This is a genomic window from Terribium retamae (genome assembly GCF_022347545.1).
GTDB lineage: Bacteria > Pseudomonadota > Alphaproteobacteria > Rhizobiales > Rhizobiaceae > Mesorhizobium > Mesorhizobium retamae.
Genome location: NZ_JAKREW010000024.1, coordinates 39,620 through 54,339 on the forward strand (window position 1 = coordinate 39,620; position 14,720 = coordinate 54,339).

Here is a 14,720-nt window from a genome sequence, read left to right on the forward strand (position 1 = left end):
CCGATTGCGCGGCGAAGAGGGGAATTTTGACAGCATGACGATTCGCATTGGCCTTGTAGCCGGAATGCTGGCGTTGGCCGGCTGCACCACGACTGGGTCGGATGGACCTGACATCGCACCGAAATCCGGCAAGGACAGCGCCTCGGTTGCCTCGACCGTACTTTCCGAGATGGGCGGCGGCTTGATCGGCGGAAATATCGGCGCGAACCTGAATGCGGCTGAAAAGCGCAAGGCGCTGGAGGCCGAATACAAGGCGCTGGAGTACACCGCGAGCGGGCAGACGGTAACCTGGAAGGGTGATCAGAGCCGCTATGGCGAGGTGGTGGCTGCGCAGCCATATCGCGTCGGATCGCAGGATTGCCGCCAGTATCGTCATACCGTCTATTCGGGCGGTGCCGGCCAGATTGCGCGCGGCACTGCCTGTCGCAATGCCGATGGCAGCTGGACACCGCTGACATAGGAAGCCGCCGGATCCAAACTTCCATCATGATTGGGTATTTGCGCTCGATCAAAGCTGCCTGACCGCAATTCTGTCAAAGCGTCGCAGGACGCTTGTGTTGGCAGGACGAAGCCGGACCGCTATTGGAAGTTCCATGCTGTTTTGGGTCATAGCCGCGGTGCTGACGCTGGGCGCGAGCCTGGCCGTGCTGTTGCCTCTCGCTGGAGGGGCGAGGGGGCGGGATTCCCAAAACGCCCACGATCTCGAAGTCTATCGCGACCAACTCGGCGAAATCGAAGGCGACCTGGAGCGCGGGCTGATCCAGGCCGCTGAAGCCGAGCAGGCGCGTGCCGAGATCGGACGCCGCATCATTCGTCTTGGCAGCCACGAAGCCGCCGCTGACGCTTCCGTGGCCGTTTCAAAGACTGTACGTGTCTTCTCCGTCGTCGCCGTGCTGGCCGTACCGCTGCTCAGTTGGGGAATTTATGCACGTCTGGGCTCCCCTGACGTGCCGCCACAGCCCTTGGCGGAGCGCCTGGCCAAGAATCCGGCAGAGAGCTCCGTCGACGAGCTGGTCGCAAGAGCCGAAGCGCACCTGGTGAAAAATCCCTCCGATGGCCGAGGCTGGGACGTTTTGGCCCCGATCTATCTGCGCATCGGCCGTTTCGCCGATGCCGTCACTGCCTACCGCAACGCGATCAGGCTCGAAGGGGCTACTGCTGCTCGCCAGATCGGCCTTGGCGAGGCAATGGTCAACGGCGCCGGAGGCGTCGTCTCGGCTGAAGCGCAGTCGGTGTTCGAGGCGGCGTTGAAACTTGAAGCAGACAACCCGAAGGCGAATTTTTATCTCGCTTTGGCGCTCTCGCAGGAAGGCCGCAAGGAAGAGGCGATCGCCACGCTTCAGAAGGTTCAGGCGACGTTGCCGGCGGACTCTCCGTGGCGCAGGGCTGTTGAACAAGCGCTGGCGAGCCTGGATGGCAATCCTGCCCCGTCTGCGGGCGGTCCGTCGCAAGAAGACATGGCGGCCGCTTCTTCGCTCTCGGAGGAGCAGCGTGGCGCCATGATCGAGACAATGGTTGCCAGTCTCGACGAGAAGCTGAAACAGAACCCGCGCGATACGGAAGGATGGATGCGTCTCATTCGTTCGTATGTGGTGCTGGGAAAGACCGACGAAGCGCGGGCAGCCCTTCGGCGGGGTATAACGGTTTTCGGTGCTGATAGCCCGGAGGCGAAGCAGTTCACGGCCTTTGCCGGGACACTCGGTCTCACGGCAACGGAGTAGGGGATGACGCGCAAGCAGAAGCGATTGTCGGTGATCGTGGCGGGGCTGAGCTTCCTGGCACTGGCTGCGGGGTTGACCTTCTATGCACTCGGTCAGAAAGCATCGTATTTCTACATGCCTGGCGACCTTGCCGTTGCCAATCTCGCGCCAGGCCAGCGTATCCGTCTCGGCGGGCTGGTGGAAAAGGGCACGATCGTGCGCGGCCAGGGGACCACGGTTTCTTTTGCCGTCACTGACACGCATGATACGGTGAAGGTGACCTACACCGGGATTTTGCCCGACTTGTTTCGCGAAGAGCAGGGCGTCATCACCGAAGGTTCATTCGGCTCCGACGGCGTTTTCGTCGCCGATAGCGTGCTGGCCAAGCATGACGAGCGTTATATGCCCAAGGAAGTCGCCGACGGACTGAAGGCCAAGGGTGTTTGGCAGGAAACACAGGTGAAATAGCGGGCATGGTGGAGATCGGTCATTTCGCTCTGGTTCTGGCCTTTGCGCTCGCACTGATCCAGACCATCGTGCCGTTGGTTGGCGCGCGTATCGGCAGTGACCGGATGATGGCGGTGGCTGCGCCAACAGCCATTACCGGCTTTGCTCTGACGGCTCTTTCCTTCGCAGCCCTCATGGTTGCTTATGCCGGTTCGGACTTCTCGGTCGTCAATGTCTGGGAAAATTCGCACTCTTTGCAGCCGATGATCTACAAGCTCACCGGAACATGGGGCAATCACGAAGGCTCGATGCTTTTGTGGGTTCTGATCCTGGCCTTCTTCGGTGCCCTTGTCGCGGCCTTCGGCGCCAATCTGCCGGCCAGCCTCAAGGCCAATGTCCTGGCTGTGCAGGGTTCGATCGGTCTTGCGTTCTTCTTGTTCATCCTGATCACGTCCAATCCCTTTGCCCGTTTGATCCCGGCCCCGGTCGAAGGACGTGACCTCAATCCGATCCTGCAGGATCTCGGATTGGCCGTGCATCCGCCGCTGCTCTATCTGGGTTATGTCGGCTTCTCCATCTGCTTCTCATTCTCGGTCGCTGCCCTGATCGATGGCCGCATCGATGCCGCCTGGGCGCGTTGGGTGCGACCCTGGACGCTGGTGGCCTGGATATTCCTCACCGGCGGCATCGCGGTCGGCTCCTACTGGGCCTATTACGAGCTCGGTTGGGGCGGCTTCTGGTTCTGGGACCCGGTCGAGAACGCCTCCTTCATGCCCTGGCTGGCCGGTACGGCATTGCTGCATTCAGCCATCGTCATGGAAAAACGCTCTGCGTTGAAGATCTGGACGCTGCTGCTTGCTATCCTCACCTTCTCGTTGTCACTGCTCGGCACGTTCCTGGTGCGGTCGGGCGTGCTCACCTCCGTCCATGCCTTCGCCACGGATCCGTCGCGCGGCATCTTCATCCTATGCATCTTGCTGTTCTTCATCGGCGGTTCCTTGGCGCTGTTTGCATTACGCGCCTCCTCGCTCACTGCCGGCGGCCTGTTCCAGCCGATCTCGCGCGAGGGAGCATTGGTGCTGAACAATCTGTTCTTGACCACGGCCACTGCGACTGTGCTGATCGGCACGCTCTACCCGCTTGCCCTTGAAGCCCTGACGGGCGACAAGATTTCGGTCGGCGAGCCGTTCTTCAACCTGACCTTCGGTCCCTTGATGGTGCCGCTCTTGTTGCTAGTGCCCTTCGGGCCATTGCTTGCCTGGAAGCGCGGCGATCTTCTCGCGGTCGCCCAACGCCTGATGGCCGCTTTCGGTGCTGCTTTGCTGGCGGCGTTGGTCACCCTCTTTTTCATCGATGGCGGTTCGGTGCTTGCTGCCACCGGTGCGGGTCTCGCCGTCTGGCTGATCTTTGGCGCAGCCACCGACCTTGCCATGAAGGCGGGTTTCAGGTCGGTGACGTTCCCGGTCATGCTGCGCCGTCTCGTGGGGCTGCCGCGTTCGGTCTTCGGCACTGCGTTTGCGCATGCCGGTCTTGGCATCACGCTGATCGGGCTGGTGGGCACGCTGAACTTCGGTGAGGAGCATATCCTGACCATGAAGCCGCAACAGACCGTGGAAGTTGCCGGCCGCACCATCCGTTTCGAAGGAATTCAGCCGATGAAGGGGCCGAACTTCAACGAGGATCGCGCCCACTTCCAACTGATCAACGCTGGTGGCCAAGTGACCGCCACGATCAGCTCATCCAAGCGCTTCTACCCAGCTCGCCAGATGCCAACCACAGAGGCGGGCATCAAGACGATAGGCTTCAGCCAGCTTTACATCGCACTTGGTGATGAATCTGCGGATGGCTCGGTCGTTGCGCGCATCTGGTGGAAGCCGCTGGTGACGCTGATCTGGCTGGGTGGTCTCGTCATGATGATGGGCGGTGCGGTCTCGCTGGCAGACCGTCGCCTGCGCGTTGGCGCTCCCGCCAGACGCAAGAGCAAGCCAGTGCCCGTGGCCAGTCCGTCATGAGCATGCGTCGTTTTCTTGCCGGATTGATGTTGGGACTCGTTCTGCTCGCCTCCGGCGGTGCCTATGCCGTCAAGCCTGGCGAGATGTTGTCCGATCCGGAACTTGAAGCGCGCGCACGTTCCTTGTCGGCTGGTTTGCGGTGCATGGTGTGCCAGAACCAGTCAATCGACGAATCCGATGCTGATCTGGCGCGCGATTTGCGCGTCCTGGTGCGCGATCGGCTGAAAGCCGGTGACAGCGACAAACAGGTCATCGACTATGTCGTCTCGCGCTATGGCGAGTTCGTGCTTTTGAAGCCGCGTTTCGAATGGCGTACCGCGTTGCTCTGGGGTGCGCCCGTGCTGCTGCTTCTGGTCGGGGGCGCATTCATGGTGTTGGCGGCGCGTCGACCAAAAGCCGTGGAAACGCCTGGGTTGAGCGCGGACGAAAAGGCGAAGCTCGACGCGATTCTGAAGCACGACTAAGCGCCTCTTCATAACCTCGGCCAACATTACCAAAGTTTCATCTACCGGAAATGAAGCGGTAATGTCGTCTTCTCTATCTGTTGTCCCGAAGGATGCCGCTTGAGCATCCATTTCTAGAGGATAACGGATCGATGACTGCTACCCCAACTTCCTCCCGCACTCGTTCGCGTCTGGCCGCCGCCGCCGCTTCACTGGCCATCGCTGGCGCTATCGGCGTCGGTGCGCTCACCACCGGCACGGCTCCCGTCATGGCGGAGGCCGTCAGCGTCCAGGCCCCGCAGGTGCCGGGCTTCGCCGATCTCGTCGAGAAGGTTTCGCCGGCCGTTGTTTCGGTTCAGGTGAAGGCCAAGGTTCAGCCGGCTTCCGACGAAGGTGGCCTTCCGTTCGACGCTCCCGACTTCTTCCAGGATAATCCGCAGCTCAAGCGCTTCTTCAAGGAGTTCCGTGGTGGTCCCAACGGCCAGCGCTTCCAGCATCGTGAAAACCCGAACCGCCAGCCGCGTCCGGTAGCGCAGGGGTCCGGCTTCTTCATTTCCGAGGACGGTTACATCGTCACCAACAATCACGTGGTCGACGGTGGCTCGGCCTTCACCATCGTCACGACCGATGGCAAGGAATTCGACGCCAAGCTGGTCGGTACCGATCAGCGCACCGACCTTGCAGTGCTCAAGGTCGACGCAAAGGACCAGAAATTCACCTATGTCGAGTTCGCGGACGACTCCAAAGTTCGCGTTGGTGACTGGGTGGTCGCCGTCGGCAATCCGTTCGGCCTTGGGGGTACCGTCACATCCGGCATCGTCTCCGCCCGCGGCCGCGACATCGGTGCCGGCCCGTACGACGATTTCATCCAGATCGATGCTCCGGTGAATCGCGGCAACTCAGGTGGCCCGACCTTCAACCAGAGTGGCCAGGTGGTCGGTATCAACACCGCTATCTTCTCGCCTTCGGGCGGCAGCGTCGGCATCGCCTTCGACATTCCGGCGTCCACCGCCAAGCAGGTCGTGGAAGTGCTGATGAAGGGCGGCACGGTCGAGCGCGGCTGGCTTGGGGTCGAAATCCAGCCGGTAACCGCCGATATCGCGGAGTCGCTCGGTCTGAAGACTGAAAAGGGCGCACTGGTTTCCGGTGCTCAGGACGACAGCCCCGCCAAGAAAGCGGGTATCGTCGCTGGCGATGTCATTACCCAGGTTGACGGCAAGGATGTCGCAACCACCAAGGAACTGGCTCGCCTGATCGGCGCCTACCAGCCCGGCAAGTCGGTGGATGTGACTGTCTGGCGTGGCGGCAAGGCTGAGACGATCAAGGTCGACCTTGGCAAATTGCCGAATGGCGACAAGATGGCGTCGGCCGGCAAGCCGTCGGAACCGTCGGGCACCAACTCGCTGGCTGACCTTGGCCTGACCGTCACCAAGTCCGAAGACGGCAAGGGCGTGGTCGTGACCGACGTCGATCCCGATAGCGATGCCGCGGATCGTGGCATTCAGCCGGGCGATGTCATCACTGCAGTCAATGCCCAGGAAGTGGCTGGCGCCTCCGACATCTCCGCAGCGATGAAGGAAGCCCAGAAGTCTGGCCGCAAGCAGGTGCTGGTGCAGATCAGCCGCGAAGACACCAACCGCTTCGTGACGCTGCCGGTCGCGAAGGGCTGATCGATCGCCGCAGGCAAGGATATTGCCGGGAATGCCCGGTCCGTGGGGGCACGGACCCGAGCAAGCCGGTTTGCCTTTGCCTTCCGGTGTCCTTCGGATGTGAGCCGTCCACCGGGCTGGCCCATATCCGGAAACTCAGCCTCCAGAGCGGTGGTGTCGCACCCCCGGATCACCGCGAAGGAAGCATGGTCGGCGTGTCAGTGAGTAGTGTCCGACCTCAGCGGCAGCGGGGCTCTTGTCCCGCTGCCGCAAAATCACAGGATGTCCAGAGATGTCTGCCGCAACGGCTTCGGAAATTGCGTATAACGGCTCCATGAAGATTCTGGTCATCGAAGACGATCGGGAAGCCGCCGACTATCTGGAAAAGGCCTTCACGGAGGCGGGGCATACCGCCCATGTCGCCGGCGACGGAGAGACTGGCTTTGCGCTGGCCGACAGCGGCGACTATGACGTGATGGTGGTCGATCGCATGCTGCCACGCCGCGACGGCCTTTCGGTGATCGCGGCGCTGCGGTCGCGGGGCAATACAACGCCGGTGCTCATCCTTTCCGCGCTTGGTGAGGTGGATGACCGCGTCACCGGTCTGCGTGCGGGTGGGGACGACTATCTGACCAAGCCTTATGCCTTCTCCGAACTGCTGGCGCGCGTCGAGGTGCTGAACCGTCGCGCCGGCGTGAAGGAGAGCGAGACCGTCTACAGGAGTGGTGATCTCGAACTCGACCGGCTTTCCCACTCGGTTAAGCGTGCGGGCAAAGAGATCGTCTTGCAGCCCCGGGAATTTCGCCTGCTTGAATATCTGATGCGCCATGCCGGCCAGGTGGTGACGCGTACCATGCTGCTTGAGAATGTCTGGGATTATCACTTCGATCCGCAGACCAACGTCATCGACGTGCACGTGTCGCGACTGCGGGGCAAGATCGAGAAGGGCTTCGAAAAGCCGATCCTGCATACCATCCGCGGCGCCGGCTATATGCTGAAGAGCGGCTAAGCGCCAATGGCTCTTACCGTGCCAGCCATCATGAAGACGACGGCGGCGCGCCTCTCCGCGCTGTATCTTCTGCTGTTCGCGATCTGTGCCGTCCTCCTGGTCTTCTACATGACCTCGCTGTCGGCGCGTATGCTGACGGCGCAGACCCAGGAAACCATCAACGAAGAGGTGGCGGATCTCGCACGCTCCTATCAGCGTGGCGGTCTGCCATTCCTCGTGCGCACCATGGAGCGGCGGTCGCGTGCGCCCGGCGCGAATCTCTACATGATTGCTGATCCGAACGGTGAGGTTCTGGCCGGCAACGTCCAGAGCATCGAGCCTGGGGTGATCGCGCGGGAGGGCTGGACCGAAATCCCGTTCTCCTATGAGCGTTACGGCGAGAGCACTGGTGGCGAACAGGCTCAAGGCGCGAATGACGCCGGAAAAACATCCGGGCAGGCATCGCCTCAGATTCGGCGCAACAAAGGACACGACGCCATAGCGCTCGTGGTGCGGCTGCCCAACCAGATGATCCTGCTGGTCGGTCGCGATCTCGGCGAGCCAGAGCGGTTCCGCAGCGTTGTGCGCCGGGCACTCACCTTGACACTGGGCATGATGGGCCTAGGTGCGTTGCTGATCTGGTTCCTGGTCGGTCGCACCGCGTTGAAGCGCATAGACAACGTGTCGGAAGCCAGTCGCCGCATCATGGGTGGCGACCTCACCGGTCGGCTTCCGGTGACCGGCGCAGGCGACGAATTCGACCGCCTTTCGGAGAATCTCAATGCAATGCTTGCGCGCATCGCCACCTTGAACGAAGGCCTGAAACAAGTTTCCGACAACATCGCACACGATCTCAAGACGCCGCTGACGAGGCTGCGCAACCGCGCCGAGGCTGTGTTGTCGGGCAAGCACAGCGCGGCCGACTACAAAGCTGCGCTGGAAGGTACGATCGCTGAGTCCGACCAACTCATCAAAACTTTCAACGCCATCCTGATGATTTCGCGGCTGGAGGCCGGATATTCGTCCGAGAATACGACTCAGGTCGATCTCGCAGCGACCGTGCGCGATGTCGTTGAACTTTATGAGCCGGTTGCGGAAGAAGCCGGCGTGACTCTGGAGGCCAACGTCACCGGCCCATATCTGATCGAAGGCAATCGCGAACTGATCGGGCAGGCGCTTTCGAACATCGTCGACAATGCCATCAAATATTCCACCGATGCGACAGTCAAACCGGCGGTGAAGGTTTCGCTCGAGCACATTGCAGGCAAGATCAATCTCGTTGTTGCCGACAATGGCCAGGGTATTCCGGATGACGCCGATCGCGCACGTGTCACCGAGCGTTTCGTCCGGCTGGAAAAGAGCCGTTCGCAGCCGGGATCGGGGCTCGGGCTCAGCCTCGCCAAGGCAATCATGAAATTCCACAAGGGTACCCTTGATCTGCAACCCGCCGATCCCGGACTATGTGTCGTCATGAGCTTTCCGGAACGGGAAGCGGCGCAGGGGAGAAACGGATGACGGCAAGTGCAGCGGCAGCCCGGGACAAGCTGAACTGGCGACTCGAACCGAAAACCAGGCTCGTACCCCTCGATGCCGGGCATGCCCGCGATAAACTCGCCGATATCGTTGCCGCAGCCAAGGAAGATGAATTGCCGCGTTTGGCAAAGTTCCTGTCCGGCAAGGGCCCGGCACAGGATTTTCTTGCCGCGGTCTTCGATCTTTCTCCCTTCCTGCGTGACCTTGCCAGGCGCAGGCCGCAGATACTCGACGCCTTGCTCGACGAAACGGTTGAACAGCGGCTCGAGACAGTCAACAAGGCGATGGCGGCCGCGGCACGCGCCGAAAATGCCTCCGAACAGAACCTGATGATGGAATTGCGCCGCTTGAAAGCGGAGGCACATTTCCTGATCGCACTGGATGATCTGAGCGGTGTCGCGGAGACTGCGCTGACCGTGCGACGTCTGTCGGACCTTGCCGACGCCTCTATTCGCGCGGCGGTCGATTTCCTGCTGCGCGACGCCCATGCACAGGGCAAGTTGAAGCTGGCCGATCCCGAAAACCCCACGCTGAAATCCGGCTGGGTTCTGCTTGGTATGGGCAAGCTCGGCGCCCATGAACTGAACTTTTCCTCCGACATCGACCTTGTCGTTTTCTTCGATCCCGAAGCGCCGGCGGTGATCGATCCGCTGGATGGCACCGAGATGTTCTCGCGATTGACCCGCAGGCTGGTTCGCATTCTGCAGGATCGTACCGAACACGGTTACGTCTTCCGTACCGATCTCAGGCTGAGACCGGATCCCGGCTCGACACCGCTTGCGATCCCGATCGAAGCGGCGCTGACCTACTACGAGGGGCGAGGCCAGAACTGGGAGCGGGCAGCGATGATCAAGGCCCGACCCGTGGCCGGCGACATCGCCGCCGGGAAGGCTTTCCTGAAGGAACTCCAGCCCTATGTCTGGCGCAAATACATGGACTATGCGGCGATCGCCGACGTCCATTCGATCAAGCGCCAGATCCATGCCCACAAGGGCCACGGCGAGGTCGCCGTAAAAGGCCACAATGTCAAGCTCGGCCGCGGCGGCATCCGCGAGATCGAGTTCTTCGTGCAGACCCAGCAGCTGATCGCCGGAGGCCGGTTTCCCGAGCTGCGTGGACGCGAGACGGTGCCGATGCTGGGGGAACTTGCGGCGCGCGGCTGGATCACGACCGAAGCGCGCGACGTGCTTGCCAATCAATACTGGTTCCTGCGCCGTGTCGAGCACGCCATCCAGATGGTGGCGGATGAGCAGACCCACATGTTGCCGGAAGATGACGAGGGGCTGGAACGAATCGCCCACATGCTGGGCTACAAGGACGCCGATAGCTTCGCTGCTGCTTTCCGTGCAGCTTTGCAGCAGGTAGAGGGGCACTATGCTGCCTTGTTCGAAGCGGCACCCGAACTGTCGGCCGGTGTCGGCAACCTGGTCTTCACTGGCGATGTCGACGATCCCGACACACTGCAAACCCTGCACCAGATGGGGTTCCAGCGCCCGAGCGATATCTGTCGTGTCATCCGCACCTGGCATTTCGGCCGCTATCGCGTGACACGGTCGGCAGAGGCGCGCGAACGCCTCACCGAACTTACGCCAGCCTTGCTGGAAGCGTTCGGCAAGACGCGCCGCGCCGACGAGGCCTTGATGCGCTTCGACGAATTCCTCTCTGGTTTGCCGGCTGGCATCCAGCTGTTTTCGCTGCTGCAATCCAATCCCGGTCTGCTGCGCCTGATGGCGACGATCATGGGCGCGGCGCCCCGGCTGGCGGCGATCATTACGCGCCGCCCACATGTGTTCGACGGCTTGCTCGATCCGGCCTTGCTGACCGAGTTGCCCAACCGCGCCTACCTTTCGGGACGACTTGCCGCCTTTATCGATGGTGATCGTCCCTACGAGGACGTGCTCGACCGGCTGCGCATCTTCGCGGCTGAACAAAAGTTTCTCATTGGCGTACGTCTCCTTGCCGGCTCCATCGATTCGATGCGTGCCGGCCGGGCGTTCTCCGATCTGGCCGACCTTACCATCGGCGCCGCCTTGCAGGCCGTGATGGACGAGTTCGCACAGCGCCACGGCCGCGTGCCCGGCGGCAGGGTGACGCTCCTGGGCATGGGCAAGCTCGGTAGCCGAGAGCTGACTGCCGGCTCCGATGTCGACTTGATCCTTCTCTACGACCATGATGAGCAGGCTGAAGAATCCGACGGCGAAAAACCGCTGGCGCCGTCGCACTATTTTGCACGCCTCACGCAGCGCCTGATCGCTGCCGTTTCGGCACCAACAGCCGAGGGCGTGCTGTACGAACTGGACTTGCGGCTGCGTCCTTCGGGCAACAAGGGGCCGGTGGCGACGCATGTCGACGCCTTCCGCAAATATCAGAGGCAGGAAGCCTGGACCTGGGAGCAGATGGCTCTGACACGGGCGAGGGCGATTGCCGGCGACGAGGCACTTTGCGCTGAAATCGATGCTGAGGTGACTTCAATCCTCGCTCAACCGCGCGACCGCGCGAAAGTGGCAGCTGAGGCCGTCGAAATGCGCAAGCTGATTGAGCAGGAAAAGCCGCCGCACGATCTGTGGGACATCAAGCTAGTTCCCGGAGGCTTGATCGACCTGGAATTCATAGCCCAGGTCGCGACCATTACCGGCCAGCTCGAAGGCGATATGCGCACGCCTGGTACCATCCAGACTTTAGCGCGGCTCGACCCCGAATTTGCCGAGCCGGATATCAAGCAGGAACTGCACGACGCATATTCGCTTTATTTAGCGGTCAGCCAGATGATCAGGTTGTGCCTGACGAGCACATTTGAACGCGATGACGTGCCGCCAGGTTTGGTAGACCTGCTTCTGGCGGCGACCGATCTGCCGGACTTCAAGGTGCTGGAAGCGCACCTCAAAGAGACGTCGCAAAAGGTGAGAGAGAATTTCGACCTTTTGCTGCGTGGGAAACGCTCGTGAGGAACTGACACCTCGGGGCGTTTTCCAGAGCATCGGGGGTGACGATGCAACAGGAGAAACCGATGAAAAAGTCGACAAAACTTGCTTTTACATTTGTGACCCTCGCAAGCCTGGTTGGAACCGCAGCCTATGCCGAGCAGGACAAGGGCGGTGATATGCGCGATGGGTCGCGCTGGCGTCTGCAGAAGGCAGTCAGGGATTCCGACGGCGGTATCAACTTCGATCAGTTCTCGGAGGCCATGAATCCGCAACTGAAGAAAATTCTCGCCGACAATGGCGGCAAGGTCACTGTCGAACAGCTTGCCGCGGCGCTGGAAAAGGCGCGCTTCGAGCGCATGGCAAAGCGTATGATCGAGCGCTACGACAGCAAGGGCGAGGGCGTGCTGACCCAGGAGGACGTCACCGCGCACCAGAAGAAGATGTTTGCACTGTTAGACAAGAACAATGACGGCAAGATCGGGAAGAACGAACTGCCGAAGCGTGGGGACCGTCACCATCGCCAGAGCGAGGTCGAATAATCTTCACTGAAGACGGGTCCGGCGGTTTTGCCGCCGGACAGTCTTCAAGCCGCGGCCTTTACAGGTTGTGGCAATTTGCGAACGGGAATACGCACCGACACGATTGTGCCGGACCCCTCCGTGGAGCGGATCTTCAGCGCGCCGCCGTGCAGTTCGGCCAGCGAACGTGAGATGGCGAGCCCAAGGCCGGAGCCGGTGTGGTTCTTTGAGAACTGGTTCTGCACCTGTTCGAATGGACGACCGAGTTTTCCGAGTGCCGTCTTGGGAATGCCGCAGCCATTATCCTCTATGGTGAGCGTCAGCGCACCTGATGCGTTGCGAGCCTTCACAACGATATGCCCGCCCTGGCCGGTGAATTTCACGGCGTTGGAAAGCAGGTTGATGACGATCTGCTTGATGGCGCGGCGGTCCGCAACCAGCGACAGACTGTCGGCGATGCGCGTTTCCACGGTGATGGCCTTCTGCGCCGCCTGAAGCGAGACCACCCGCACAGTTTCCGAGATCAGCGGCCCGAGGTCGATCTGCTCCCGCTCGATCGAGAACTGGCCGGCCTCGATCTTCGACATGTCGAGAATGTCGTTGATGACGCCGAGCAGATATTTCCCCGATGAATTGATGTCGGTGGCATATTCTTCATAGCGCTCCGAACCCAGTGGCCCGAATAGCGCTTGTTCCATCAATTCCGAAAAGCCGATGATCGCGTTCAGGGGTGTGCGCAACTCGTGCGACATGTTTGCCAGGAACTCCGACTTTGCCTGGTTGGCGGCTTCGGCGCGGTCCTTTTCGCGGATATATTTGCGGTTCAGTTCAACCAGTTCGCGGGTGCGCTCTTCTTCGGCGCGGCGAGCGAGGCTGAGGTCGTGAATCGTCGCCATCAGGCGCCGCTCGCTGTCCATCAGCTTGTCCTGGTGCTGCTTGATCTGGGTGATGTCGGAACCGACCGAGACGGTGCCGCCATCGCGGGTCTTCAGCTCGTTCACCTGAAGCCAGCGGCCGTCGCCGAGCTGGCGCTCGATCGTGATGCCGCCATGCGGGCCGTTGGTGTTGGCCAGCCGCCGTTCGGATGCGAAGGCCAGCATGCGTTCTTCGATCTCGGCGCGCGCTGTTCCTGGCATGACGCTGCGGTCGGACAGGCCATTGTCGTGCTGGAACTTTGAATTGCACATCACCAGGCGCTCATGGGCATCCCACAGCACGAAGGATTCGTTGATGTTCTCGATGGCGGTGCGCAGCCTCAAGTCAGCCGCTTCGGAGCGCAAAGCCAGATGCCGTTGTTCAGTGACGTCGACGGCGATGCCGATGAGCTGGATTTCAGGCGCATCAGGATCCATCACCTGGGCTCGCGCGCGCATCCACACCCACTGACCATCGGCATGGCGCATGCGGAAGACCTGGTCGATCTGGTCGATCTCGCGCGCCACGATGCGCTCTGCCAGCTCGAACAGATTGCCGTCTTCAGGATGGATGATCTCGTCTACCTCGCCGAAGGACAACATCGTCTCGCAAGGTTCGTAGCCCAGCATGTCGTACATCGAGCGCGACCAATACATCTTGCCGCGCACCATGTCCCAGTCCCAGAGACCGCAGCGCCCCCTGACCAGCGCCATGTCGATGCGCTGCAGGGAGTCGCCGAGGATACGGTCGGCGCTTTTGGCGCGTGTTACCTGGCAGAAATATGCGTACAGCACGATTAGCAGAACGCCGGCGGTAAGCACGAAGAGGGTGACGTTGAGGGAGACGGCCTTACGCCACTCTGCAAAGACGGCTTCCTGTGGAATGAGAACCGCAGCGGCGCCCTTGCCGTCGGGTCTGACATCGACCGCTGCATACCAGGCCGTTTCGCCGATATGGACTTCGAGCACGCCAGCGCGTTCGCCGAACAGGAACAGCGGCTGCCCGCCGGAAACGATGCTGTCCAGAGCGCGGCCCTGCCACCGTGTCGACTTGGGCGACACGGCCAGTACCTTGAAATCCCTGTCGGTTACCGCCAGCACATGCTCTGCGCTGAGTGATCCCTGACGCACGGCGTCTTCCAGCAGTTCCTGCGCATCGGCGGCAGGAGCCGCAGCGCCGGCCTTGGCAAGCTCGCCTGCCGAGAGGGTAAGGATCGTCTTGGCATTGCGTTCGATATCGTCATGCCAGCTCATCATCGAGAGGAAGCGAAGGCAGGCCACGACGATGAGGAAAAGGATGATCAAGGAAGGAATCAACCGGCGCAGTACCGGCTCCGCAGCCAACAGCTTGCCGTAGGCGGGGCCAGCGATCAGCCGGGCATTGCCGATCAAGGCACTGCCGCGGCGCGGTCTGCTGCGCCACTCAAAAGCTACCCGTCCGGGCGCGCGCAACGCGTCCGCCTTGGCCATTTAATGGCTCCCCGAATTTTCCCCGATGATGACCCGGCAACACCGTACTTCCGAATCGTCATTAAAGAATCAAAGGTGATTCGCCTTGTCCAGTGGGTGGGGAGAAAAAAGATTGAAGAATC

At 61.3% G+C, this 14,720-nt stretch carries 11 protein-coding genes; 10 read left to right on the forward strand and 1 reads right to left on the reverse strand.

What is annotated here, in order from left to right; translation table 11 throughout:
- Positions 1-34 precede the first annotated feature (34 nt).
- From L4923_RS20580 to L4923_RS20625, 10 genes are all read left to right on the forward strand, one after another.
- Entirely contained in the window at positions 35-460 is a 426-nt protein-coding gene (locus tag L4923_RS20580; RefSeq protein WP_239368573.1) for a hypothetical protein, read from the forward strand.
- Between the two features lie 133 nt (positions 461-593).
- The gene (gene ccmI / locus L4923_RS20585; RefSeq protein WP_239368575.1) at positions 594-1,721 is read left to right on the forward strand and encodes a c-type cytochrome biogenesis protein CcmI; all 1,128 of its coding nucleotides are present in this window, start codon (positions 594-596) and stop codon (positions 1,719-1,721) included.
- Between the two features lie 3 nt (positions 1,722-1,724).
- The gene (gene ccmE, locus L4923_RS20590) at positions 1,725-2,168 is read left to right on the forward strand and encodes a cytochrome c maturation protein CcmE (RefSeq protein WP_239368577.1); all 444 of its coding nucleotides are present in this window, start codon (positions 1,725-1,727) and stop codon (positions 2,166-2,168) included.
- Between the two features lie 5 nt (positions 2,169-2,173).
- A complete protein-coding gene (locus tag L4923_RS20595; protein ID WP_239368579.1) occupies positions 2,174-4,159 on the forward strand; it encodes a heme lyase CcmF/NrfE family subunit in 1,986 nt (661 codons plus the stop codon).
- The gene (locus L4923_RS20600) at positions 4,156-4,623 is read left to right on the forward strand and encodes a cytochrome c-type biogenesis protein (protein WP_239368581.1); all 468 of its coding nucleotides are present in this window, start codon (positions 4,156-4,158) and stop codon (positions 4,621-4,623) included. The genes L4923_RS20595 and L4923_RS20600 overlap by 4 nt, the downstream gene beginning before the upstream one ends.
- A gap of 131 nt (positions 4,624-4,754) precedes the next feature.
- Positions 4,755-6,272, forward strand: a complete 1,518-nt coding sequence (locus L4923_RS20605) for a Do family serine endopeptidase (protein WP_239368583.1) — start codon at positions 4,755-4,757, stop codon at positions 6,270-6,272.
- Between the two features lie 313 nt (positions 6,273-6,585).
- Complete coding sequence (locus tag L4923_RS20610; RefSeq protein WP_239368656.1) at positions 6,586-7,260, forward strand: response regulator transcription factor; 675 nt, start codon at positions 6,586-6,588, stop codon at positions 7,258-7,260.
- A 6-nt stretch (positions 7,261-7,266) separates the two neighbouring features.
- Positions 7,267-8,754, forward strand: coding sequence for a sensor histidine kinase (locus L4923_RS20615; RefSeq protein WP_239368585.1), 1,488 nt, complete (start codon positions 7,267-7,269; stop codon positions 8,752-8,754).
- A complete protein-coding gene (locus L4923_RS20620; protein ID WP_239368587.1) occupies positions 8,751-11,717 on the forward strand; it encodes a bifunctional [glutamine synthetase] adenylyltransferase/[glutamine synthetase]-adenylyl-L-tyrosine phosphorylase in 2,967 nt (988 codons plus the stop codon). The genes L4923_RS20615 and L4923_RS20620 overlap by 4 nt, the downstream gene beginning before the upstream one ends.
- Before the next feature lie 62 nt (positions 11,718-11,779).
- Positions 11,780-12,235: an EF-hand domain-containing protein gene (locus L4923_RS20625; RefSeq protein ID WP_239368589.1), complete on the forward strand. Its 456-nt coding sequence runs from the start codon at positions 11,780-11,782 to the stop codon at positions 12,233-12,235.
- 44 nt (positions 12,236-12,279) lie between these two features.
- On the opposite strand, the gene L4923_RS20630 is transcribed toward L4923_RS20625, so the two are convergent.
- Positions 12,280-14,598 (reverse strand): PAS domain-containing sensor histidine kinase, encoded by a 2,319-nt coding sequence (locus tag L4923_RS20630; protein ID WP_239368591.1) that lies wholly within the window; start codon positions 14,596-14,598, stop codon positions 12,280-12,282.
- Positions 14,599-14,720 lie beyond the last annotated feature (122 nt).

Bases quoted from the DNA above. Each gene is read 5' to 3' on its own strand.
- L4923_RS20610 (WP_239368656.1), top strand. From the start codon at position 6,586: ATGAAGATTCTGGTCATCGAAGACGATCGGGAAGCCGCCGACTATCTG.
- L4923_RS20630 (WP_239368591.1), bottom strand. From the start codon at position 14,598: ATGGCCAAGGCGGACGCGTTGCGCGCGCCCGGACGGGTAGCTTTTGAG.
- L4923_RS20580 (WP_239368573.1), top strand. From the start codon at position 35: ATGACGATTCGCATTGGCCTTGTAGCCGGAATGCTGGCGTTGGCCGGC.
- L4923_RS20600 (WP_239368581.1), top strand. From the start codon at position 4,156: ATGAGCATGCGTCGTTTTCTTGCCGGATTGATGTTGGGACTCGTTCTG.
- L4923_RS20625 (WP_239368589.1), top strand. From the start codon at position 11,780: ATGAAAAAGTCGACAAAACTTGCTTTTACATTTGTGACCCTCGCAAGC.
- L4923_RS20615 (WP_239368585.1), top strand. From the start codon at position 7,267: ATGGCTCTTACCGTGCCAGCCATCATGAAGACGACGGCGGCGCGCCTC.
- ccmE (WP_239368577.1), top strand. From the start codon at position 1,725: ATGACGCGCAAGCAGAAGCGATTGTCGGTGATCGTGGCGGGGCTGAGC.
- L4923_RS20620 (WP_239368587.1), top strand. From the start codon at position 8,751: ATGACGGCAAGTGCAGCGGCAGCCCGGGACAAGCTGAACTGGCGACTC.
- ccmI (WP_239368575.1), top strand. From the start codon at position 594: ATGCTGTTTTGGGTCATAGCCGCGGTGCTGACGCTGGGCGCGAGCCTG.
- L4923_RS20595 (WP_239368579.1), top strand. From the start codon at position 2,174: ATGGTGGAGATCGGTCATTTCGCTCTGGTTCTGGCCTTTGCGCTCGCA.
- L4923_RS20605 (WP_239368583.1), top strand. From the start codon at position 4,755: ATGACTGCTACCCCAACTTCCTCCCGCACTCGTTCGCGTCTGGCCGCC.